Here is a 21,688-nt window from a genome sequence, read left to right on the forward strand (position 1 = left end):
CGACGCAGGCCGATCTCGACCGTGTATTCCTTCTGTTCGCAAATTAGATCGCGCGAGCGATGCGAGCACATGGAGGGAATGTCCTTCCTTCTCTATCGATAAGCCCTGGGGCGCCCCTGGAAAGCCTGGTACTTTTGCCCTGCCCAGGCATCCGCCCGAACGGGCATGCGGGCAGTCACCGGCCTTGAATCAGAAGCTTGTGCGTTGTGGCGGCGACGGCACCTTGCATGGACGGCACTTCTCGAGGTGATCCCCAGGCCGCAGATCGGTCCCGATGAGAATCACCCGGGCCAGCGCGGCACCCGCCGCTACGCGGTCTCTTTGCCGGTATCCGCGACCAGGTTGCCGTTGCCGTCCAGCCTGTCGCAGAGATCGCTGGAGATGCCGCTGCCGACCTTGCGCACGAACCACTTGCCCGACGCGACGATCTCCTCGTAGTCCGACGTGTGAAACCAGCGCGACAGCGAAGGATCGATCAGGTGCAGGTTCGCCGCGTCCCAGACGCCGTTTCCGACAACGGGCTCCACGGTGTGGCGCAACGGAGAGTGGGCCAGCAGGGTATGAAAGTAGATTTCATCGGGCGCCTTGGAAAACCGCAGGAAGCGCTTCACCGCCGCTTCGTGAGGGTATGAAACGAGATAGCCCACGGCTTCGGGGGTCAGCGCCCACCACTGCGAGCCGAAGTGCCACTGCGCAAAGAGTGGAAAAGAACGGCGCCCGAGCTTGCCGACGAATTGCAACAGGCCGCGCGAAAGCCGCACCAGGGTGAATTTCCGTCCATCCACCGGAAGGTCCTGATAGAACCAGAAGTGACGAACGCGTTCATGCAGCTTGCGCGTGCTCGCGAGCGGAATCATCTTGATGAAATTCGTGTCTGCATGCAATTGCGAAAAGCTGCCGAATTCCTCCAGCGAACGCAGTGGATAGCAGTTGCCCGAGAGCAGCATGAAATGGCTCACCTGCGACGCCTCGCACAGGGCGAGCGCGGCGCGCATGAGCCTCAGGGTGGCATCGATCTGGGAGATGGCGCCCCAGCGCACGTCGACACGGTCTTGCACGTAGGCCACACGAGGATCTTCGATGCGGAATGCGGAAAGATCGGCCTTGGCATCGACATGAACAATGCAGCGGCCGACCGAAACGAGCCGCCGCAACAAGCGCTTTGCCTGCTGTGGATCCGCATGAACAAGCAATAGAAATACCGGACTCATGTCACGATGGCAGTACATCTCGTCGGCTGTCACGAAACTTCGCGAATCGCTCTGGAGGGTTCCCCAAAGTCGCCGCGGCCGAAATCTATCGTACGTCAGGCAAGCCCGAATGACCTCATTTCGTGGGTACCCCGGAGAGATCCGCCTCGAGATATTGCAGGAACATGACGGCTTGCGTCATGCCCGATGCATCAGGCTGTTCGATGGCAGCGTCTCGTCCAGGAGCTTGCGCGCGGTCTCGATGCCGGCCACCGGCAGCAGTTTCGGATCGAGCAGGCCCACCTGCACCAGCACGCTGGCCTGGTCCCAGTAGATGTGCTCGTGGTAGAGCTTGCGGCGCAGTACCGCGCCCGCTTCGGCGAGCGGCTGTCGGAACTCGGGCACTGCGCGCCTCCTGACCTTGGCGTCAGGGCACCAGCAGCAGCTTGCCGGTGGTCGCGCGGCTGGCCATGTCGGCGTGGGCCTGGGCGGCATCGGCCAGCGGATATACGCCGCCGACATGGACTTTCAGCTTGCCTTCGGCAATCCAGCTGAACAGTCGCGCCGAGTGCGCACGCAGCAGCTCCGGCGTATGGATGTGATCGAAGAATACCGCGTAGCCCAGCTTGATGCTCCTGGGCAGGCTCATGATGTCGATGGCGCCGGGCCCGCCCAGCACCGGGCCGTACCAGCAAAAGGTCCCCGAGCGGCGCAGCACGTCCAGCGATCCCTGGAAGGTGCTGGGGCCCGAGCCGTCGAACACCACATGCACGCCCTCGCCGCCGGACAGCTCTCGCGCTTTCTCGACGAACTTGCCGTCGGTATCGACGATCACGTGATCCGCGCCGGCCGCCGCGGCCACCGCCACCTTGCCCGTCGATGACACGCGGCCGATCACCCGCCCGCCGCGCAGCTTGATGATCTGCGTCAGCAGCAGCCCGAGGCCGCCGGCCGCCGCGTGGACGAAGGCGATATCGCCCGGCTGGACCGGATGGAAATCGGTGGCGAAATGGCTGGCGGTCAGGCCTTGCATCATCACCGACGCGGCGGTCTTGTCGTCGATGCCGTCGGGAATGGGCACCAGCGAAGCGGCCGCAATGGCGATCTTCTGCGCATAGCTGCAAGGCGCGTAGACCCAGGCCACGCGCTGGCCGATCTCGAAGCCCTCGACGCCCTCGCCCACGGCCAGCACGCGGCCCGCGCCCTCCACGCCCAGGATCTTCGGATTGGGCATCTCGTTCCACGCCATGCCCTGGCGCACGCCGATGTCCATGAAGTTGACGCCGGCGACGGCGATCTGCACCAGCACCATGCCGCGGCCAGGCACAGGGTCTGGCCACTCCACATAAGCCAGCGCTCCGGTATCGCCGGTCTGGTTCATCACGACTGCTTTCATCGTTTTTCCTTTTTCACGCAATGCCATCCGCGAGGGCGATGGTCTTCGGCTCCAGGAAAGCCTCCATGCCGAAGACGCCGAACTCCCTGCCGACGCCCGACTGCTTGACTCCACCAAAGGGCGCGGCCAACTCGGGCGCGATGCGATTGACCAGCACGGTGCCGGCCCGCAGCCGCGAGGCCACGCGCAGGGCACGCTGCGCGTCGGACGAGAAGACATAGGCCTGCAAGCCGTACGGCGAATCGTTCGCGATGTCGATGGCTTCGTTCTCGTCGCCATAGCCGATCATCGAGAGCACCGGACCGAAGATCTCCTCGCGCGCGATGTCCATGTCGTTGCGCACCTCTGCAAACACGGTGGGCCGCACGAACCAACCTCTTTCAAGACCGTTCGGCCGACCCTCGCCGCCGGCCACGAGGGTTGCGCCCTGCGCCAGACCGCGGCGGATGAAGTGCTGCACGCGATCGAACTGCGCCTGGCTCGCGAGCGGCCCGACCGCGGTGGCAGGGTCGCGCGGATCGCCCACGCGCAGTGCGGCCACCGCCGCTCGCACCTGTTCAACGGCAGCCTTCATGTGCGCCCGCGGGATCAGCAGGCGCGTGCCCGCCACGCAGGCCTGGCCGTTGTTCATGAAGGCGGCATTCAGTGCCAGGGGCAGCGTGGCGGCCAGGTCGGCGTCGTCCAGCACCAGCGTGGCCGACTTGCCCGAGAGCGCGAGGCTCACGCGCTTCATGGTTTCGACGCCCGCGCGCGCAATGAGCTTTCCGGTCTGCGTGGAACCGGTGAACGAGATCTTCGCGATGCCCGCACTGGTGGCGATCTCGTCGCCCACATCGCTGCCGCGCCCGAGCAGCACATTGAAGACGCCGGGCGGCAGGCCCGCGTCGTGCAGCGCCTCGGTCACGGCCTGCGCCTGCAGCGGGCCCAGCTCGCTCGGCTTGACGACCGAGGCGCAGCCCGCGGCGATGGCCGAAGCCAGCTTGCTGCAGATGCTTCCGGCGGCGGCGTTCCAGGGCGCAATGAGACCGGCGACGCCGACCGGTTCCATCACCACGGTGGCCTCGCCCAGGCGGCGTTCGAAGGCGTAGTCCCGCAGCGCCTGGGCCGTGGTGGCGAAGCATTGCGAGGCGTAGTTGCTGACCCACTGCGAGCGTGCCAGCGGACCGCCGTACTCCTCGATGGTGGCCTCGCGGATCTGGTCGGTGCGCGTCAGCACCGCGGCCTCGAGACGCCCGAGCATGTCGATGCGCTGCGCCCTGGTGCTTCGCGCGAGCGCCGGCTGGGCACGGTTCGCCGCGGCAATGGCGCGCTTCGCATCCTCGCGGTTCGCCAGCTTCACCGTGCCGATGGGCCGTTCGGTCGCGGGGTTGCAGATCTCCAGCCGCTCGCCGCCCTGCACGGGCACGAAGGCGCCATCAATGTATGCCTTGTCGATGTTCCACATGGGTTCGCCGCCTCACCCGCGCGCCACGTCGACCACCGCCTTCGCGAAGGCCTCGGGCGCTTCCTGCGGCAGGTTGTGGCCGATGCCGCCACTGACCAGCCGATGTTCGTAGCGCCCCGAGAACTTCTTCGCGTAGGTGCCGGGCTCCGGATGCGGCGCGCCGTTGGCGTCGCCTTCGAGCGTGATGGTCGGCACGCCGATCAGCGGCGCCTTGGCCAGCCGGTCCTCGAGCGCCTGGTACTTCGCCTCGCCATCGGCCAGGCCGAGGCGCCAGCGGTAGTTGTGGACCGTGATGGCCACGTGGTCGGGGTTCTCGAATGCCACGGCGCTGCGCTCGAACGTGGCCGCATCGAAGTTCCACTTCGGCGAGGCGAGCTGCCAGATGAGCTTGGCGAAGTCGTGGCGGTTCTTCTCGTAGCCCGCGCGGCCGCGCTCGGTCGCGAAGTAGTACTGGTACCACCACTGCAGCTCGGCCGCGGGCGGCAGCGGGTTCTTGCCGGCCTGCTGGCTGCCGATCAGGTAGCCGCTGACCGACACCAGCGCCTTCACGCGCTCGGGCCACAGCGCGGCCATGATGCAGGCCGTGCGCGCACCCCAGTCGCAGCCGGCCACCGTGGCGGTCTTGATCTTCAAGGCATCCATCAGCGCGATGATGTCCACGGCGACGACCGACTGCTGCCCGTTGCGCGGCGTGTCGGCCGACAGGAAGCGGGTGGAACCGTAGCCGCGCAGATAGGGCACGATCACGCGGAAGCCCGCGGCCGCAAGCTGCGGGGCGACGTCGACGAACATGTGGATGTCGTAGGGCCAGCCGTGAAGAAGGATCACAGGGGCACCGTCAGCGGGGCCGGCTTCGTGGTAGCCGATGTTGAGCGAGCCCGCATCGATGTTCCTGAGCGGTTCGAGACGCCTCGAGCCGCCTGTGCCGGTGGATTGGGCAAATGCGGGCATGATCGAGGTCAGCTGGGCGGCGGCGACGCCGAGCGCCGCCTTTGCGAGGAAGGAACGGCGGGGCAAGGGGAGGGAAACAATCATTGAGATCTCCTGGAATCCGAAGTGGTGGAGCGATTGTTCTGGCAGAGGCGGCCTGGCGACGGCCTTGTGTATGCCTGTGTATCCGGGCCCGCTTCGCCAACAATAAATTTCAATTCCAGGCGCGCGCCAGGGTGCCAGGCCCGCCAGATCGGCGGGCCGGCGGTGTATCTTCCTTGCGATGCGATCTGCAAATACGGTCAAAGGATCTTCCATGTACATCCCCTGCCAGCGCATTTCGTGGATGCTGGGTACCGCAATGTCGATGGCCCTGCCGTCGGCACAAGCCGCAACTGCGTGCGAAGACAAGGCCCAGAACCAGGCGCAACTGACCGCGTGTGCTGCAGCCGATCTGAAGCAGGCGAACGCCCGGCTCAACCAGCTCTACAGGGAAATGCAGACGCGCTTGAGCGGCGATCAGCGCACCGTCAAGCTGTTGGTGGACGCCCAGAAGAAATGGCTGGGCTTTCGCGACGCCGAGTGCGCGTTGCAGACCGTGCGGACCACCGGCGGCAGCATTCAATCCATGAACGTTGCCAGCTGCCTTGCCGCACTGACGCAAAGCCGCGCCAAGGATTTCGAGAATCTTCTCGGTTGCAGCCTCGCGGCCGGTGAGCAGGAACGCGCCAGTTGCGCGATACCCCGCGAAGCCAGCCGCTGATACTCATATTCCTCCCTGCCGATACGCCGCCTCCACCAGCGCCAGCGTGCGCAGGTTGTCGGCCGGCTCGGTCTCGAAGCTGCGGCCGTTGCGCAGGCTGTCGACAAAATGCGCGATCGTCGCCGCGTAGGACGCGAGGTAGCACGCGGGCAGGTCGTACCGCCGCTCGGCGGGCTGCGCGCCCAGGCAGCGCAGCGTGTCGTTTTCGAGCTCGATGGTCCCCTTGGTGCCGACCAGGGTCAGCCGGTCGGCCTGGGCCGGCGCGCGGCCGTGCACCGACAGGTTGGCCAGCAACGCCACCGGGGCCTGCGAAGCGGTCTCGAAGGACAGGAAGGCCCGGTCTTCGCCGCGCATCGCCGGGCTCGCGCGCCCGAGCCGCGCATGCACCAGCGTCAGCTCGCCCAGCAGAAAACGCAGCGTGTCGATGTGGTGAATCAGTATCTCCATCACCAGCGCGCGCTCGAGACCGGCGATGAAGGGCTGGCGCTCGAGCGCGGGCAGCCTGCCGGCCTCGTCGGGCAACAGGCCGGAGGTCAACAGGGTCATGCTCGCCTGGACCACGTCGCCGATGCGGCCCTCGGCCAGCCATCCTGCGAGGTCGCGGTAGCAAGGGCGGAAGCGCCAGTTCTCGTGAACCATGAGCCGGCACCGGGGCGCCACTTCGTCGGCCAGTGCACGGGCTTCCGCGAGCGTGGGAGCCAAAGGTTTCTGGCACAGCACAGCCAGACCGCGCTGCGCCGCTGCGCGCACGATGGGCGCATGAAACTCGCGCGGCGCCGCCACGTCGACCGCATCGAGCGGCACCGCATCGAACATGTCCTGTGCACTCGCAAACACCCGGGCGATGCCGAACTCGCGCGCACGCGCCTCGGCGTTCGCGGTGTTCGGATCGGCGACGGCCACAACCGTGGCTTGCCCCTCGAGGGCTCGCCAGCCCGCAAGGTGGTGCGAGGTGACCCACCCCCGCCCCCACCAGGCCCACGCGCAAAGGCGTCGTCATGGCGCGCCCACGTCGGCGGCGGGGATCGCTTTCTCCGTGAGGGCATCGAACAGATAGAGGGCTTCGTTCGGAATGCTCAGGCCGACGCGGTCACCGATGCTGCTCCTCACGTCGCGATGCAGGCGCGCCATGACCTCGCCGGCATCGCCCTCCAGCGAGACCATGAGGAGCGTCTCCGCACCCAGCGGCTCGATGGCCGAGACCACGCCTCGCAGCGTGCCGCTGTCCCCGCGGGCTTCGTGCAATTGCAGTTCTTCAGGCCGCACGCCGACCAGCAGTTCGCCCGCCGGAGGCAGCGCGGCGCGGGCCCATCGAGCAAGCGACAGCTCGCTTCCCCCCAACGCCGCAACGGGAGAGGGCTGGCCCGGTGCGATGCGGGCCTTGAGGATGTTCATCGGCGGGTTGCCGAGAAAGCGGGCGACGAAGGCATCGGCCGGTGCACGATAGACGTCCAGCGGCTTGCCGACCTGGGCGACCTTGCCCTTGTTCATGACGCAGATCCGCTGGCCCATCGTCATGGCCTCGACCTGGTCGTGCGTGACGTAGATCATGGTCGCGCCCAGCCGGTGGTGCAGCCGCACCAGTTCGTTGCGGGTGTTCACCCGCAGCGCTGCATCGAGGTTCGACAGCGGCTCGTCGAACAGGAAGACCTTGGGTTCGCGCACGATCGCGCGGCCCAGCGCCACGCGTTGCCGCTGGCCGCCCGACAACGCCGCGGGCTTGCGCGCCAGCAGCTCGTTCAGGCCCAGGATGTCGGCGGCCGACTTCACGCGCGCGGAGATCTGCCGGCTGTCGACCTTGCGCCGCCGAAGACCGAACGACAGATTGTCGGCCACGCTCATGTGCGGATAGAGCGCGTAGGACTGGAACACCATGGCGATGTCGCGGTCCTTGGCGGGGACCTCGTTGACCTTGCGCGCGTCGATGACCAGCGAGCCTTCGCTGATCGCCTCCAGCCCCGCGATCATGCGCAGCGTGGTCGACTTCCCGCAGCCCGAGGGCCCGAGCAGGACCATGAATTCGCCGTCCTGGACGGACAGCGACACGTCGTCGACGGCGGGCTGCGCCGTGCCCTTGTAGCGCTTGAAGATGTTTTCGAGATGGACTGCTGCCACGGTGGTTCCCCGGTCGTTGGAGTTGTTGGAAGGAGGACGGAGCCTGGCGCTCACTTGACGGCGCCGGCCGTCATGCCCTGGATGAGCTTCTCGGAGAAGAAGGCGTACAGCACCACGACCGGAATGACCGCGATCATCATGCCGGTGGCGATCATCCCGATGTCCTGGAAGTAGTCGCCCATGTACGCACGAATGCCGATGGGGAGCGTGCGCGCGCTCTGGTCGCTCAGCAGCACCACCGCGAACAGGAACTCGTTCCAGAGCTGGATGAAGTTCAGGATGATGGTGGTCGCGATCGCCGGCATGCCTACCGGCAGCACGATGCGCCAGAAGATCTCGAAGTCGGAATACCCGTCCATCTTGGCGGCATCGAACAGGTCCTGCGGGATGCGCGCAAAGAAGCCTTCGAGCAGATACACCGTCAGCGGCAACTGCAGGCTCACGTACACGATCATCAGGCCGAGCCGGGAGTTGTAGAGGTCGTACTCCACCAGCACCTGGAACAGCGAGATCAGAATGATCTGTGGCGGGAAAACGATCGAGCTGAACAGGATGAAGTAGACCAGCCGGTTGCCGCGAAAGTTGTAGCGCGCCAGGCAATGCGCCGCCGCAGCGCCCAGCAGCGTGACGATGGCTACCGCGGAAACGACGATGAGCGTGCTGTTCCAGAAGTACTGCGCAAAGTTCGAGTCCACCCATGCGATGCAGAACTTCTCCCAATGAAAGGTTTCGGGCCATGCGAAGTGGTTGGCGCTGATCTCGGACGTCGTGCGCACCGACATCGTTCCGATCCACAGGAAAGGCAGCGCGGAGTAGAGCGTGTACAGCACCACGGCGGCCATGAGACCGCCGTTGCGCAGCATGCGCGAGAGCGTGGTCGAGAGCGAATCGCGATGATCGGCCGCGACGGGCGGTTTCAGGATGGTGGAGGCCGAGGTCATGAAAATCAGTACTCCATGCGCTCGCGGCGACGGAACAGCACGTTGAAGAAGACGACGAAACCGACCACCACGAAGAACCACACGACCGCAATCGCCGACGGATAGCCGAGGTCGAAGGTGTTCCAGTTGAAGGCCCGCTTGTACACATAGGTCGACACCGTTTCGGTCGACCACACCGGGCCGCCCTCGGTCATGATCCAGACCAGGTCGAAAACCTTCATCTTCCCGATGAAGGCGAGGATGTAGAGGTTGAGCAAGGTGGGCCACAGCATGGGCACGATGATGTCGGTGAGCTTGTGCCACCAGCCGCAGTTGTCGAGCTCGGCCGCCTCGAGCACCTCGGAAGGCAGCGAATGCAGCGCGGCAAGGCAAACGACCATGTTGAAGCCCGCCCACTTCCATGCGTGGGTCACGATCAGCGAGCCCAGCGCGAAACGCGGGTCGCCCAGCCAGGCCTGCGCCCAGCTCCCGAGCCCCATCGCGCGCAAGAGGCCGTTCACGACACCCCAGTCGTAGTTGTAGATCCAGACCCACATGATCCCCACGACCACATAGGACAGCAGCACGGGCGTGAACCACGCCACGCGCAGGAAGCGCGAGAACGGCACGCCGGCGTACAGGCACAGCGCCAGGAGCAGCCCGACCACCACGTCGAGGACGGGTCCGATGACCGACCAGATGGCGGTGTTGCGCACAGCCGCCCAGAACGTCTTGTCCTTGAACACCTCGGCATAGTGAGTCCAGCCGACGAACTCCGACGAAGCCAGGTCGGCCACGTTGAAGAAGCTGTTGTAGAAGGTGCGCAGCACCGGATAGGCCGTCAGGGCCGCATACACGATCAATGCCGGCGCGAGGAACAGCATCACCGTGGGCAGCGAAGCGCGCCGGGAGTCGGCCTCCGGCGCGGAAAGCCAGGACGCGAGCGTGCGGCGCATCGCCGCCGCGGCGCCGGAAGAAGGATCACTCATGCCGATCGCTCCGAGCCTGCCGCAATCAGCTCGAGGCCTTGCATGCCGCATCCATCTGCACCGCTGCGTCGTTCACGCTCATCAAACCACCGGGGAAGGCCCGGTTGAGCACCTGTGCGAAGGTGTCACCGCACTTGCCGCTCATGTAGTGCAGCGGTGTCCCGATGAAGTACCTGGCGCCGGCTCCGCGTTCCTGCAGTTCCTTGAAGTACGGCGCATAGATGCTGGTGATGCGGGACGGATCTGTCCTGACCCCTGTCTGCAGCAGCACGCTCTCCATCCACTTGTTGCCGTTCTCCACGGTGGCGAGCGACGAGAGCATCTTGCCCGCGCATTCCTTGTTCTTGCTTCGCGCATACATCACGTAGCTGCCGCCGACCGCCAAGGTCTTGCATTCAGGACACTTGCTGCCATCCATCGCCGGGTACTTCATCAGGCCGAGCGCGAAGTCCTTGGGCTGCCCGCCCTTCTCCGGTGCCACGAAGGCACGCCCGGTGTACCAGCTCGCGATCGGGAACATCAGCGCGCCGGGGTTGGTGTGGAAGTAGTAGTGCGACTCGCCCAGCTTCATCGTGGCCATGCTCCTGGGGAACATGCCGGCATCGACCAGCTGCTTGACCCAGGTCATGGCCTCGATCACGCGCGGGTCCTGGAACGGCAGCCTGCCGGTCAGGAGCTTCTCGTAGTCTTCTGTGCCCAGCTTGCGCAGCAGGATTTCCTGCAGGAAGTACGCGCCCGGGTAAGGCCGGTCGCCCACGCCCGTGGCTGTTGGCGTGATGCCGGCGGCGACCGAGCGCTTGATCATGTCGGCGAACTGGGCCTGCGTCATCTGCATGCCGGCCGGCGGCGTCACGCCGATCTTCTTCATCAGATCGCGGTTGTAGTAGAGCTCGACCGAGTAGGCCTCCTGCGGCATGGCGTAGACCTTGCCGTTCCACGTCCACGCGCGCTTCGCCCAGTCCTCGAGGTTGGCCAGGTCGATGTATTTGTCGAGCGGCTCGAGGTAGCCGCTTTTGGCAAATGCGATCTCGTCGGGCTCCAGCCAGAAGATGTCCGGCGCCTGGCCGGTGCGCACGGAGGTTTTCACGGAGGTGTAGAGGTCTGCCTTCTGGACGAACTGCAGATTGACCTTGCACTGCGGCGTGGCCGCTTCGAACTGCTTCACCCGCTCTTCGATGAAGCTGCGCTTGGAGGCCTCGTCGGGCCAGTGGCTCCACATCGCGAGCGTCTGCTGCTGCGCAACGGCGGGCATGCCGATCAACGCGAGCACGGTGCCGGCCAGCGCGATCGCCGCTGCGCTTCGGCGGCCCGGGCCAAGGCCTGGCCAGGCCGCGGGACGAGAAAAAAATGTCATGTGTGTCTCCTTTGTATGAATCCGGATCAGGCATCGATGCGGTCTTCGCCGCCGCAATGGATTCAGGCGCGCGGATAGCCCGGCATGCTGAAATCGATGGCCCGCAGCTGTGCGTCGACGGCCTCGCGCACCGGCTTGTCCAGCGGCACCAGCGGCGGCCGCACCGTGCGCCATGGCGCATCGTTGGCGTATGTGGCCACCGCATGCTTCATGGCCGGGATCATGTAGCCGCCCTGGAACACCTGGCGGACAGCATCGGCCCTGGCCTGAAGTTCGGGGGCGTCCGGACCGCGCCATCCCGCATAGAGGCGATGGATTCCCGCGGGATTCATGTTCACCGTGGCGCTGATGCAGCCCGCGCCGCCGATGGGCATCGCCATCGAGAGAAGTGACTCGCTGGCAGGAAACACGTCGAAGCCATCGGCTGCGAAGTTGTCGATCATGGCCTTGGTGTTCGCCCAGTCTCCCGAGGAGTCCTTGGCGCCGGCGATGACGCTCGGGTAGCGCTTTCGAAGCCGCTCGATCAGGCCCAGGGTGATCGGGACATGGGTGAACTGAGGGATGTGATACAGGTAGATCGGTGCACAGCCCGGCCCCACCCGTTCGATGATTTCAGCGTAGTAGGCGAACACGCCATCGTCGGACACACCCTTGAAGAAGAACGGCGGCAGCATCAGCAGGCCGGCCGCACCGAGCCTGGAGGCATGCCGCGAAAGTTCGACGGCATCGGGCAGTGCGCAAGCACCAGTGCCCGGCATCAGCTTCGCCGCGGGAATGCCCGCTTCCACCAGTGCTTCGGTCAACGACATCCGCTCGGCAACGCAGATCGAAGCGGCCTCCGAATTGGTGCCGAAGATGGCCAAGCCCGCGTTGTTGTCGACGAGCCACTCGCAGTGCGCGATGAAGCGTCCGACATCGGGTGCCAGGCTGTCGTTGAAGGGCGTCAGGACGGGCGCGAGAACGCCGCGCAGTCTGGTTGTCATGCTGTTGTGTCTTCCGAAGGTGGAACCGATCAACGGTTCGAAGCGGGCCTGTTGCTGTGCGGGGCAGAGTTTGAAAGCACAGCCCCTTCGGAAGAAGCGATGGCGACACCGTCAGAGCAAAATAATTTTTTGTTCCGGTTCATCCGCGAAGTTACATTCGTCCGCATGGATACCCGCTACCTCCAGAGCTTTGTGGCCGTTGTCGAGTTGGGATCGATGGCCGAAGCAGCACGCCATCTGGACCTGACGCCTGCGGCCATTGCAGCGCGCGTCAAGGCGCTGGAGGAAGAAATGGGGCTGGCGCTGGTGCAACGCGCGGGGCGCTCCGTTCGCCCGACCGAAGCCGGCCTGAAGATGCTCGATCGGGCGCGCACCGTGCTCAGGGAAATCCGCGACCTGCGGGCCGCCGCCGGCGACGGATTCGCGCTCGGCGAATTGAAGCTTGGCGTGTTCGGCTCGGCGCTGACGGGCGTGCTGCCGCCCTTGCTCAAGCGTCTTTACGACCGCTACCCGGATCTTTCCGTGTTCGTCGCCCCCGGGAATTCCGTCGAGCTGTGTCGCCAGGTGGGCATCGGTGCGCTGGATGCCGCCATCGTGGTCGAACCCCAGTTCGCCGTGGGCAAAGGCTGCGCATGGCAAGCGCTGCTGGAGGAAGGGCTCGTGGTGGTGGCACCTGCAGGGCTGGCGGATCGATCTGCCCACCAGTTGCTGGAGACCGAACCCTTCATTCGCTACGACCGCTCCGTGCTGGGCGGCCAGCTTGCCGACCGCTACCTTCGCGACAACCACCTGGTCGTGAAGCAGCGGCTCGAGATCGACAATCTGATGGCCATCGCCGCCCTCGTCGGGCAAGGCCTGGGTGTGGCGCTCCTGCCGGACTGGTCGCCCATGTGGCACGCCGGCTACGACATCGTGCCGGTCCCGCTGCCCTCGCGCGCGCCCGTGCGGCGCGTCGGCGTGGTGTGGGCAACGCACGGACCGCGCGCGGCCTTGTCGCAGGCGTTGCTGAACGAAGCGCAGGCCATGTACGGTCAGGAAAACTGATACAGCCGGGCCGGGTTGTCGACCAGGATCAGCTGACGCACCGCCTCGCCCGGCACTGCTTCGGCGAAGGCATCCAGCAAGCCTGCATCGTTCGGGATCTTGTGGGGCTGCTCCGTCGGATGCGGCCAATCGCTTCCCCAGAGCACACGTTCCGGCGCTTCGCGCGCATACGCGGCGGCCTCCGCGACAGCGTCTGCGTAGCTGGGAGCGCCGACCAACGATTCGTTGTAGAACCCGGACAGCTTGACGTAGGCCTTTTGCTGCTGGAGCAGGTCGCGAACCATCAGAAAGGCCGGATGCTGCGTCGCGTTCGGTTGCGGCACGCGCGCCAGGTGGTCGAACACCACGGGGACCGGCAGGTCCGCCCAGATCGCACGCGCCTCCAGAAGAAAGGCCGCGGGCGCGTTGACCTGTACATGCCATCCCAGGGTCGCAATGCGCGCTGCCAGAGGCTTGACCATGGCCAGCGTGGTCGTACCCGGTGGCGCGAGATTGAACCGGATTCCGCGCACACCTCCGCTGTGCAGTTCGCGCAATCCAACGTCCGTCACTTCGGTGTCGACGACGGCGATGCCGCGCGCTTTCCCGTCGAAGTGGCCGATCGACTCGAGCAGCAGGCGGTTGTCGGTCCCGTAGCTCGATGGCTGCACGATCACATTGCGCGTGGTGCCGATGCGCTTCTGCAAGGCCTTGTAGTCGGCAATCAATGCATCGCCGGGCCGCAGCGCCGCCTTCCCGGCGAACGGGTAGCGCGCATCGTAGATGTGGTGATGGCAATCGCAGGCGTCGAGGGGGACGCGCGTGTTCGGCTGCTCTGTGCCTTCAGACCACTTCACCGCCTGGGCAGACCGGCGGTCCATGCTAGCGCGGCACCTTGCCGACCATCCGGGCTGCCCGCAGAAAATCGAAATCCACGCCCTGGTCGGCCTGTGTCACTGTCTGCAGGAACAGCTTGCGGTAGCCGCGCTCAGCCGTCGGTGCCACGACCGGAGCTTCCTGCGCGCGCCGGGCGAGCTCTTCCGCGGACACCAGCAGCGCGATCTCCCTGTGCTCGACGCTCAGCCGGATACGGTCGCCATTGCGAACATGGGCCAGAGGGCCGCCGACCGCAGATTCGGGAGTGACGTGAAGCACGATGGTGCCGAACGCGGTACCGCTCATGCGGCCGTCGGAGATCCGCACGATGTCCTTGACGCCAGCGCGGGCCAGCTTGCGCGGGATCGGAATGTAGCCCGCCTCGGGCATGCCCGGCGCGCCCTTGGGGCCGATGTTCTTGAGCACGAGCACGTCCTGCGCCGTGACATCGAGCTCGTCACTGTCGATTCGGTGCACCAGATCCTCGATGTTCTCGAAGACCACGGCCCGCCCCTCGTGCTCCATGAGCTTCGGATCCGCGGCAGACTGCTTGATGATGGCACCGCCTGGCGCGAGATTGCCTCGCAGCACGGCAATGCCGCCTTGAGGATAGATCGGGTTGCCGGTCGATCGCACCACCGTCTGGTGGAAGCCCGGGCCCGCCCGTTCCATCTCCTCGCCGAGCGTGCGGCCGGTGACGGTCATGGCGTCGAGGCGCAGCAGCGGCTTCAGTTCGCGCAGCAGGGTTGCCATTCCGCCCGCATGATGAAAATCTTCCATGTACCACTGGCCCGAGGGCTTCAGGTCGAGCAGCACCGGTGTTTCCCGCCCCATGCGGTCGAGCGCGGCCAGATCGATCTCCAGCCCCATGCGCCCGGCGATCGCCGTGAGATGCACGATGCCGTTGGTCGATCCTCCGATCGCCAGCAGCACACGCATGGCATTCTCGAAAGCCTCGGGCGTCAGGACCTTGTCGATCGTCAGGCCTGTGCGCGCCATCTGTACGGCCTGGGCCCCGGTCTGCTCGGCAATGCGGATCCGGTCCGCAGTCACGGCGGGCGGCGTCGCACCGCCCGGCACGGTCATGCCCAGTGCTTCGGCAATGCACGCCATGGTGCTGGCCGTTCCCATCACCGAGCAGGTGCCCACGCTCGCAACCAGCTGATTGTTCACGTCGGCGATTTCCTCCGCATCGATCTCGCCTGCGCGGTACTTGCCCCAATAGCGCCGGCAGTCGGTGCAGGCGCCCACCCGTTCGCCACGATGGCTGCCCGTGAGCATCGAGCCCGTGATCAGCTGGATCGAGGGAATGCCGGCCGAAGCCGCACCCATCAGCTGGGCCGGCACGGTCTTGTCGCAGCCGCCGATCAGCACGACGGCATCCATGGGCTGGGCGCGCACCATCTCCTCGGTGTCCATGGACATGAGATTGCGCAGGTACATGCTGGTCGGCGCGGCAAAGCTCTCGTGGATCGAGATCGTCGGGAAGTCCATCGGCAGGCCCCCGGCCAGCATCACGCCGCGCTTGACGGCCTCGATGAGCTGCGGTGCGTTGCCATGGCACGGGTTGTAGGAACTTCCCGTGTTCGAGATGCCGATCACCGGACGGTCGAGCGCCGCGTCGGTGAAGCCCGCGCCCTTGATGAAGGCCTTGCGCAGGAAGAGCGAGAAGCCTTGGTCGCCGTAGCTGGTGAGGCCCTTGCGCATGCCGGAGCTGTCGGCGGCATGGTCGGGCTCGAAAGGAGATTTCTCGTCGGTCATGCTCGCATTACCCTTGTTTCGTGCATCAGGACTCCGGGCGTCATTCATCCGCCTTGATGTTGGCCGCAGTGATCAGTTTCTCCCAGCGGGCAACCTCGAGCTCGATGCGCTTTGCCGTTTGCGCCGGCGTCGTCGGCTCCGCCGCATAGACGCCTTGCTTCAGCAACATCTCCTTGACTTCGGACGACCCAACCAGCCTGGCCAGCGCTTCGTTCAGTCTCGCAACGATGCTCTCGGGCGTGCCGGCGGGCGCGAGCACGCCGAAAGTGGATGCGATGTCCAGCGCCGGCATATCGGCTTCGACCGCGGACGGCACCTCCGGGAGCATCGAGATGCGCTGAGGCATCGTCACCGCCAGCGCGCGCAACTTCCCCGAGACGATGAACGGCAGCGCCGCGGGCACCGTCTCGACCATCATGTTCACCTGCCCGCCCACAAGATCCGTCATGGCAGGGCCGCTGCCCTTGTAGGCGATGTGCGTCATGTTGATCTTCGCATCGCTGCGGATGATTTCGGCGGCCAGGCGTTGCGGGGCCCCCGCGCCCGATGAGGCGTAGTTCAGCTTTTCGGGGTTGGCCTTGCCATAGGCGACCAGTTCCTTGAGGTCTTTCACCGGCAGCCTGGGGTTCACGACCACCACCAGCGGCACCGAACCCACCACCATGATGGGCGCGAAGTCCTTGGTGATGCTGTAGCGGATCTTTCCCTTCTCCAGCGTGGCCATGGTTGCATGAGAGGTGAGCGCGCCCATCAGCAAGGTGTAGCCGTCCGGCGCAGACCTGGCAGCGGCTTCGGCACCCACGTTGCCGCCGGCCCCGCCCCGGTTGTCGACGATCACCTGCTGTCCCAGTTGGTCGCCCAGCTTGAGCGCAATGATCCGGCCGATCACGTCGGTCGCGCCGCCCGGCGGGTAGGGCACGATCAGCTTGATCGGCTTGTCGGGGTACGCCGCAAACGCACTCGCGGCGCTGGCGCACAAGACGACCGAGACACCGGCCTTGAAGATCAAGCGGCGGCGGCGCGAAGTGGTGTGGGGCATGGTCTGTCTCCGGTCAAGGGCGAGCGGATCGCCGGCGCGAGCCGGTGATGTCCGGACGCATTTTTTCGTTGCCGCCAGTGTTACCAATGCCTTCGCCGCGTTGAAGCGCTGCGCGCATGGACAGACCATAAAAAAATTTTTGTCTGACGAACGGCCTACGCGAGACCGCCGCCACGCGCGCTGAATTCACGGGCAATCTGCTCGCCGAGCGCCAGCAGCGGCGCGCTCATCTCGAGCGCCACCTCGTTCGCCGGCTCGCTGGTGGAGAGGCTCGCATTGAGCACGTGCACGCGCTCGTTCGGAAGCGCCAGCGGCGTGGCCAGCGCAACGATCTCGGGCTGCCACGAGGCCACGCACCAGCCGCGGCGGTGCACGCTCTCGATGGCCTTGTCGATGTCCTTGCGAAGCCGCGGCCAATCGCTGCGGCGCGCCTCGAACTCCTTCATCAGCTCGGCGCGCCGCGCCGGCGGCGCCGTCGCCAGCCAGGCGCGGCCGAGCGAGGTGAGCTCGATCGGCACGCGCTGTCCGCTCACCACACTGCGCAGCGACGCCTTCTTGTTGTAGCGGATCGATTCGAGGTACAGCATCTCCGAGCGATCGGCGACCGCGAGCCCGACGTTGATGCGCAGCTTCTCGGCCAGCGCACGCATCCGCGGCGCGGCCACCTGCAGCACGGCGGAGCCGGTGCGCATGGCGTGCGCGAATCCCAGCACCGGCGCCGCGAGCCGGTAGGCGCGCGCGGGCCGGTCATGTTCGAGCAGGCCCGTGCCGACCAGCGTCTGCGTCAGGCGGCTCACGGTGGCCGGCGCCAGGCCGGTGCGCTCCGCGAGCTCGCCGTTGCCCAACAGCGTGGAGCCGGGCCGGAAGGCACGCAGGATCTCGATCCCGCGTTCGAGCGAGCGGTTGGATGGGCTGGGCATTCGATGTCTCCTTGCAGCCGGCCTCCAATTCCATGCAGTGGAAAGAGGCAGGTGCGCTGGCGAAGTATGCGTCCTAAGCTTCAGGCACATCGAACAGCAGGAAAGAGAGACATCCATGCGTGCATTCCTTCGCCTCGCAGCGGCGCTCGCGCTCGCGGCGCTGGCCGCGCCAGCGGCCCTCGCGGCCTTCCCCGACAAGCCGCTGCGCATCATCGTTCCCTTCGCGCCCGGCGGCGGCACCGACGCGATCACGCGCTCGCTCGGCATCGGCCTTGGCGAGGCGCTCGGCCAGCCCGTCATCGTCGACAACAAGCCGGGCGCCGGCACCATCATCGGCACCGACGCGGTCGCCAAGAGCGCGCCCGACGGCTACACGCTGCTGATGGCCACCTTCGCGCATGCGGTCAATCCCGCGCTGCAGCCGAAGCTGCCCTACGACACCGACAAGGCCTTCGCGCCGGTCGCACTGATCGGCGTCTCGCCCAACGTGCTGGTGGTGCGCGCCGACCGGCCGTACAAGACGGTGGCGGAGCTGATCGCCGCAGCCAGAGCCAAGCCCGGCGCGCTGACCTTCGCTTCGCAAGGCAACGGCACCTCGGCGCACCTGGCCGGCGAGCTCTTCAAGAGCCTGGCCAAGGTGGACATCAACCACGTGCCCTACCGCGGCGCAGGCCCGGCCATGACCGACCTGCTCGGCGGGCAGGTCGACATGATGTTTGCCACCGCGGCCGCCGCGCGGCCCTTCGTCAGCGCAGGAAAGATGCGCGCGCTCGCCGTGACCACCGCGCATCGGTCGCCGGCCTACGCCGCCGTGCCCACGCTCGCCGAAGCCGGCGTGCCCGGCTACGCGGCGGAGAGCTGGTACGGCCTCTATGCCGTGGCCGGCACGCCCCGGGACGTGATCGCGCGGCTGAACGATGCGGTACGCCGCGCGGTGAAGGCAGAGGCCTTCGTGAAGCAGACGCAGTCGGAAGGCCTGGCCGTCGACGTCGGCGCGCCGGAAGCACTCGACCGCTACGTGCGGGCCGAGGAAATGCGCTGGCGCAAGGTCGTCAAGGACGGAAACATCAAAGCCGATTGAAGCACCCCCTCATGAACACCACCACCTCCCTCATCGAACTGAAGGTCGAGGCCGGCATCGCCGTCCTCACGCTGAATCGGCCCGAGAAGCGCAACGCGATCAGCGATGCGATGCGCAGCGAGCTGATCGCGGCACTCGAGCAAGCGGCAGGCGACGCGACGATCCGCGCGCTGGTCCTGACCGGCAACGGCAAGGGCTTCTGCGCCGGCGGCGACGTGGCCGGCATGCAGCGGCGCATGGACGCGCCGGCCGGCGCGGTCGGCTTCAACGGCTGGACGCGGCAGCAGCGCGTGCACCACTCGATCGCATTGCTGCACACGATGCCCAAGCCGGTGATCGCGGCCGTGAACGGTTCGGCCAACGGCCTGGGCGCCGACATGGCGCTGGCCTGCGACTTCGTCATCGCCTCGGAAGAAGCCAGCTTCGCCTGGAGCTACATCAAGCGCGGGCTGATTCCCGACGGCGGCGGCATGTACTTCCTGCCGCGGCGCGTGGGGCTGTCGCGCGCCAAACAGCTGATCTTCACCGGCCGCAAGGTGGAAGCGGCCGAGGCGCTGGCGCTCGGCATCGCCGATCGCGTGAGCCCGCACCACGCATTGCTGGACGATGCGCGGGCCTGGGCCGTCGAGCTGTCGCAGGGCTCGGCGGCAGCGCTCGCGCTCGGCAAGTCCATCATCGACCAGAGCTTCGAGCTGCCGGCCGAGCAGGTCTTCGCGCAGGGCAGCCAGGCGCAGGGCATCTGCTACACGACGCAGGAACACCGCGATGCGGTGCTGGCCTTCCTGAACGGCGGCACGCGGGAGAAATCCGCATGAGCGATGCGATCTCCCTGCTTCTCAAGCCGCGCAGCGTGGCGGTGATCGGTGCCTCGGCCGATCCGGCCAAGACCGCCGGCCGGCCGATCGCCTACCTGGCCCGGCATGGCTACACCGGCGCGATCTACCCGGTGAATCCGCGCGCCGCGGAGATCGGCGGACTGAAGTGCTATCCCGACGTGCAGTCGCTGCCCGAGGCGCCCGATGTCGGCATCGTGCTGCTGGGTGCCGAGCGCGCGCACGAAGCGGTGCGCGCGCTTGCCGCGCGCGGCACCTCGGCCGCCATCGTGCTCGCGAGCGGCTATACCGAGGTCGGCGAGGAAGGCGCGAGGCGCCAGCAGCAGTTGATGGAAGCCGCGGGTCCGATGCGCATCCTCGGGCCCAACACCATCGGCCTGGTCAACCTCACGGACAACATCACCCTGTCGGCCAGCGGCGCGCTCGAGATGGAGGGATTCCAGGCCGGGCATATCGGCGTGGTTTCGCAAAGCGGAGGCATCCTGGGCGCCCTGCTCTCGCGCGCGGCGGCACGCGGCATCGGGCTGTCGAAGCTGATATCGACCAGCAACGAGGTCGACCTCGACCTTGCCGATTTCGTCGACCACCTCGCCGACGACGAGGCCACCTCCGTGATCGCGCTCTACATGGAAGGCCTGCGCCATCCGGCGAAGTTCCGTGCGGCAGCGCTGAAGGCGGCTCGCCTGGGCAAACCGGTGGTGGTGTTCAAGGTCGGCCGCTCGGAAGCCGGTGCCACCGCCGCGGTCTCTCACACCGGCGCGCTGGCCGGCGCCGACCGCATGTACGACGCGCTGTTCCGCGAGGTTGGCGTGGTCCGCGCGCAGAGCTTTGCCGACCTGCTCGACATTCCCGCGGCACTGGCCACTGCGCGCGTCCTGCGCGGGCAGCGCGTGGCGGTGCTCACCTCGACCGGCGGCGCCGGCACGCTGGTGGCCGACAGCCTCGGCACCGCAGGTTTCGAAACGCCGGCACCCGATGCAGGAACGGCAGCAACGCTGCGCGCACTGCAGTCGGGCGAGCATGCGGTGCTCGACCGCAATCCGATCGACGTCACCCTCGCAGGCCTGCAGCCCGCGCTGCTGCGCGGGGCGATCAAGGCGCTGCTGGCAAGCCCCTCCTATGACGCGGTGGTGGTGATCGTGGGCTCGTCGGGCCTGGCGATGCCGGACCTCATGGCCAGTGCCATCCACGACAGCCTGCCGGGCAGCGACAAGCCCTTGCTCGCCTACGTCAGCCCGCATGCGCCCGGCATCGCGAGCCTGCTGAACCAGCGCGGCGTGCCGGCCTTCATGGCGCCGGAGAGCTGCACCAGCGCGCTGGCGGCCATGCGCGAGCGGGCGCTGTGGAACGCGCCGGCCGCAAGTGCCGCGCCCACCGCGCCGATCCCGATCGACGGCCTGCCCCACGGCTCGCTCGACGAATCGCAGGCCAAGCAATTGTTCGCCCGCTTCGGCGTTCCCTGCGCGCGCGAGCGCATCGTCGCCAACGGGCATGAGGCAGCGGACGCTGCGCGCGAGTTCGGCGGCACGGTGGTGCTGAAGATCCTGTCCTCCGAAATCACGCACAAGAGCGATGTCGGCGGCGTGGCGGTGAACCTGAGTGCAGAGCAGGTCGGCGCACGGCTCGAACGCATGGCCGCGGAGGTCGAATCGCGCGCGGGCGTGCGGCCGCGGCAGTTCCTGGTGCAGGAGATGGTGAGCGGTGGCGTCGAACTCATCCTCGGTTTTCATCGCGATCCGCTCGGTTGCGCGGTGCTGCTCGGCATGGGGGGCGTCACCGCCGAGCTGCTGAAGGACACCACGCTCAGGATGCTGCCGCCCGGCGGGCTTTCGCGCGCGCAGGCCGCCGCGCTGGTGCGCGAACTCAAGACCTGGCCGCTGCTCGACGGCTTTCGCGGCCGGCCGGTGTGCGATGTCGAGGCGCTGGTATCGGCCATCGTCTCGTTCTCGCAGATGGCGGCAGCGCTCGGCGACCGCCTCCTGGAGGCGGAGATCAATCCGATCTTCGTGCTGCCCGAGGGGCAAGGCGTGCGCGCCGCCGATGGCGTGGCCGTGCTCGCCCCTTGATCCGA

19 protein-coding genes and 2 pseudogenes are annotated in these 21,688 nt (G+C 66.8%); 5 read left to right on the forward strand and 16 right to left on the reverse strand.

The features are described 5' to 3' along the window. Positions 1 to 308: 308 nt before the first annotated feature. The 5 genes and pseudogenes from QFZ47_RS00700 to QFZ47_RS00720 form a co-directional block, all read right to left on the reverse strand. Positions 309 to 1,244 carry a beta-1,6-N-acetylglucosaminyltransferase gene (locus QFZ47_RS00700; RefSeq protein WP_307653790.1) on the reverse strand — a complete coding sequence of 312 codons (936 nt, stop codon included), beginning with the start codon at positions 1,242 to 1,244 and terminating at the stop codon, positions 309 to 311. Between the two features lie 144 nt (positions 1,245 to 1,388). Further along, positions 1,389 to 1,544: pseudogene (locus QFZ47_RS00705) on the reverse strand (dienelactone hydrolase family protein); the annotation flags it as partial. A gap of 73 nt (positions 1,545 to 1,617) precedes the next feature. Then, positions 1,618 to 2,586, reverse strand: coding sequence for a quinone oxidoreductase family protein (locus QFZ47_RS00710; protein ID WP_307653791.1), 969 nt, complete (start codon positions 2,584 to 2,586; stop codon positions 1,618 to 1,620). A gap of 13 nt (positions 2,587 to 2,599) precedes the next feature. Next, positions 2,600 to 4,030 (reverse strand): aldehyde dehydrogenase family protein, encoded by a 1,431-nt coding sequence (locus tag QFZ47_RS00715; RefSeq protein ID WP_307653792.1) that lies wholly within the window; start codon positions 4,028 to 4,030, stop codon positions 2,600 to 2,602. A gap of 12 nt (positions 4,031 to 4,042) precedes the next feature. After that, the gene (locus QFZ47_RS00720) at positions 4,043 to 5,065 is read right to left on the reverse strand and encodes an alpha/beta fold hydrolase (RefSeq protein WP_307653793.1); all 1,023 of its coding nucleotides are present in this window, start codon (positions 5,063 to 5,065) and stop codon (positions 4,043 to 4,045) included. Between the two features lie 211 nt (positions 5,066 to 5,276). Between QFZ47_RS00720 and QFZ47_RS00725 the strand changes: the two genes are divergently transcribed. Next, positions 5,277 to 5,723 (forward strand): lysozyme inhibitor LprI family protein, encoded by a 447-nt coding sequence (locus tag QFZ47_RS00725; RefSeq protein ID WP_307653794.1) that lies wholly within the window; start codon positions 5,277 to 5,279, stop codon positions 5,721 to 5,723. A 3-nt stretch (positions 5,724 to 5,726) separates the two neighbouring features. Here the strand turns inward: QFZ47_RS00725 and QFZ47_RS00730 are convergent, their stop codons facing one another. The 7 genes and pseudogenes from QFZ47_RS00730 to QFZ47_RS00760 form a co-directional block, all read right to left on the reverse strand. Continuing rightward, positions 5,727 to 6,362 carry a Gfo/Idh/MocA family protein gene (locus QFZ47_RS00730; protein ID WP_307654350.1) on the reverse strand — a complete coding sequence of 212 codons (636 nt, stop codon included), beginning with the start codon at positions 6,360 to 6,362 and terminating at the stop codon, positions 5,727 to 5,729. Positions 6,363 to 6,437: 75 nt separating this feature from the next. Then, positions 6,438 to 6,632 (reverse strand): annotated as a pseudogene (locus QFZ47_RS00735) (Gfo/Idh/MocA family oxidoreductase); the annotation flags it as partial. An 87-nt stretch (positions 6,633 to 6,719) separates the two neighbouring features. Beyond that, complete coding sequence (locus QFZ47_RS00740) at positions 6,720 to 7,838, reverse strand: ABC transporter ATP-binding protein (protein WP_307653795.1); 1,119 nt, start codon at positions 7,836 to 7,838, stop codon at positions 6,720 to 6,722. 50 nt (positions 7,839 to 7,888) lie between these two features. Next, positions 7,889 to 8,779 (reverse strand): carbohydrate ABC transporter permease, encoded by an 891-nt coding sequence (locus tag QFZ47_RS00745; RefSeq protein WP_307653796.1) that lies wholly within the window; start codon positions 8,777 to 8,779, stop codon positions 7,889 to 7,891. Between the two features lie 5 nt (positions 8,780 to 8,784). Beyond that, entirely contained in the window at positions 8,785 to 9,747 is a 963-nt protein-coding gene (locus QFZ47_RS00750) for a carbohydrate ABC transporter permease (protein ID WP_307653797.1), read from the reverse strand. Between the two features lie 25 nt (positions 9,748 to 9,772). Further along, positions 9,773 to 11,101: an ABC transporter substrate-binding protein gene (locus QFZ47_RS00755; protein WP_307653798.1), complete on the reverse strand. Its 1,329-nt coding sequence runs from the start codon at positions 11,099 to 11,101 to the stop codon at positions 9,773 to 9,775. Positions 11,102 to 11,163: 62 nt separating this feature from the next. Beyond that, a complete protein-coding gene (locus QFZ47_RS00760) occupies positions 11,164 to 12,084 on the reverse strand; it encodes a dihydrodipicolinate synthase family protein (protein WP_307653799.1) in 921 nt (306 codons plus the stop codon). A gap of 165 nt (positions 12,085 to 12,249) precedes the next feature. On the opposite strand from QFZ47_RS00760, the gene QFZ47_RS00765 reads away from it, so the two are divergent. Continuing rightward, positions 12,250 to 13,128 (forward strand): LysR family transcriptional regulator, encoded by an 879-nt coding sequence (locus QFZ47_RS00765; RefSeq protein WP_307653800.1) that lies wholly within the window; start codon positions 12,250 to 12,252, stop codon positions 13,126 to 13,128. Here QFZ47_RS00765 and QFZ47_RS00770 read toward each other — a convergent pair. From QFZ47_RS00770 to QFZ47_RS00785, 4 genes are all read right to left on the reverse strand, one after another. Beyond that, on the reverse strand, positions 13,116 to 13,988 hold the full coding sequence (locus QFZ47_RS00770; protein WP_307653801.1) for an amidohydrolase family protein: 873 nt from the start codon (positions 13,986 to 13,988) through the stop codon (positions 13,116 to 13,118). The two genes, QFZ47_RS00765 and QFZ47_RS00770, sit on opposite strands and share 13 nt — an antisense overlap. A 1-nt stretch (position 13,989) precedes the next feature. Beyond that, positions 13,990 to 15,744, reverse strand: a complete 1,755-nt coding sequence (locus tag QFZ47_RS00775) for an IlvD/Edd family dehydratase (protein ID WP_307653802.1) — start codon at positions 15,742 to 15,744, stop codon at positions 13,990 to 13,992. A 40-nt stretch (positions 15,745 to 15,784) separates the two neighbouring features. Further along, the gene (locus QFZ47_RS00780; protein ID WP_307653803.1) at positions 15,785 to 16,783 is read right to left on the reverse strand and encodes a Bug family tripartite tricarboxylate transporter substrate binding protein; all 999 of its coding nucleotides are present in this window, start codon (positions 16,781 to 16,783) and stop codon (positions 15,785 to 15,787) included. 155 nt (positions 16,784 to 16,938) lie between these two features. Beyond that, complete coding sequence (locus tag QFZ47_RS00785) at positions 16,939 to 17,703, reverse strand: IclR family transcriptional regulator (RefSeq protein ID WP_307653804.1); 765 nt, start codon at positions 17,701 to 17,703, stop codon at positions 16,939 to 16,941. A gap of 115 nt (positions 17,704 to 17,818) precedes the next feature. On the opposite strand from QFZ47_RS00785, the gene QFZ47_RS00790 reads away from it, so the two are divergent. Genes QFZ47_RS00790 through QFZ47_RS00800 form a run of 3 tightly spaced genes read left to right on the forward strand, consistent with a single transcriptional unit; the run spans position 17,819 to position 21,683 of the window. Beyond that, the gene (locus QFZ47_RS00790; protein ID WP_307653805.1) at positions 17,819 to 18,784 is read left to right on the forward strand and encodes a tripartite tricarboxylate transporter substrate binding protein; all 966 of its coding nucleotides are present in this window, start codon (positions 17,819 to 17,821) and stop codon (positions 18,782 to 18,784) included. A gap of 11 nt (positions 18,785 to 18,795) precedes the next feature. Then, complete coding sequence (locus tag QFZ47_RS00795; protein ID WP_307653806.1) at positions 18,796 to 19,599, forward strand: enoyl-CoA hydratase/isomerase family protein; 804 nt, start codon at positions 18,796 to 18,798, stop codon at positions 19,597 to 19,599. Then, complete coding sequence (locus QFZ47_RS00800; RefSeq protein WP_307653807.1) at positions 19,596 to 21,683, forward strand: acetate--CoA ligase family protein; 2,088 nt, start codon at positions 19,596 to 19,598, stop codon at positions 21,681 to 21,683. Before QFZ47_RS00795 ends, QFZ47_RS00800 begins: the two co-directional genes overlap by 4 nt. Positions 21,684 to 21,688: the final 5 nt, after the last annotated feature.

The organism is Variovorax paradoxus, from assembly GCF_030815975.1.
GTDB classification, from domain to species: domain Bacteria; phylum Pseudomonadota; class Gammaproteobacteria; order Burkholderiales; family Burkholderiaceae_C; genus Variovorax; species Variovorax paradoxus_N.

Coding starts and splice junctions, on each gene's coding strand:
- QFZ47_RS00725 (WP_307653794.1), top strand. CDS start 5,277: ATGTACATCCCCTGCCAGCGCATTTCGTGGATGCTGGGTACCGCAATG.
- QFZ47_RS00790 (WP_307653805.1), top strand. CDS start 17,819: ATGCGTGCATTCCTTCGCCTCGCAGCGGCGCTCGCGCTCGCGGCGCTG.
- QFZ47_RS00720 (WP_307653793.1), bottom strand. CDS start 5,065: ATGATTGTTTCCCTCCCCTTGCCCCGCCGTTCCTTCCTCGCAAAGGCG.
- QFZ47_RS00795 (WP_307653806.1), top strand. CDS start 18,796: ATGAACACCACCACCTCCCTCATCGAACTGAAGGTCGAGGCCGGCATC.
- QFZ47_RS00775 (WP_307653802.1), bottom strand. CDS start 15,744: ATGACCGACGAGAAATCTCCTTTCGAGCCCGACCATGCCGCCGACAGC.
- QFZ47_RS00765 (WP_307653800.1), top strand. CDS start 12,250: ATGGATACCCGCTACCTCCAGAGCTTTGTGGCCGTTGTCGAGTTGGGA.
- QFZ47_RS00745 (WP_307653796.1), bottom strand. CDS start 8,779: ATGACCTCGGCCTCCACCATCCTGAAACCGCCCGTCGCGGCCGATCAT.
- QFZ47_RS00710 (WP_307653791.1), bottom strand. CDS start 2,586: ATGAAAGCAGTCGTGATGAACCAGACCGGCGATACCGGAGCGCTGGCT.
- QFZ47_RS00785 (WP_307653804.1), bottom strand. CDS start 17,703: ATGCCCAGCCCATCCAACCGCTCGCTCGAACGCGGGATCGAGATCCTG.
- QFZ47_RS00800 (WP_307653807.1), top strand. CDS start 19,596: ATGAGCGATGCGATCTCCCTGCTTCTCAAGCCGCGCAGCGTGGCGGTG.
- QFZ47_RS00760 (WP_307653799.1), bottom strand. CDS start 12,084: ATGACAACCAGACTGCGCGGCGTTCTCGCGCCCGTCCTGACGCCCTTC.
- QFZ47_RS00755 (WP_307653798.1), bottom strand. CDS start 11,101: ATGACATTTTTTTCTCGTCCCGCGGCCTGGCCAGGCCTTGGCCCGGGC.
- QFZ47_RS00750 (WP_307653797.1), bottom strand. CDS start 9,747: ATGAGTGATCCTTCTTCCGGCGCCGCGGCGGCGATGCGCCGCACGCTC.
- QFZ47_RS00730 (WP_307654350.1), bottom strand. CDS start 6,362: ATGGTTCACGAGAACTGGCGCTTCCGCCCTTGCTACCGCGACCTCGCA.
- QFZ47_RS00770 (WP_307653801.1), bottom strand. CDS start 13,988: ATGGACCGCCGGTCTGCCCAGGCGGTGAAGTGGTCTGAAGGCACAGAG.
- QFZ47_RS00715 (WP_307653792.1), bottom strand. CDS start 4,030: ATGTGGAACATCGACAAGGCATACATTGATGGCGCCTTCGTGCCCGTG.
- QFZ47_RS00780 (WP_307653803.1), bottom strand. CDS start 16,783: ATGCCCCACACCACTTCGCGCCGCCGCCGCTTGATCTTCAAGGCCGGT.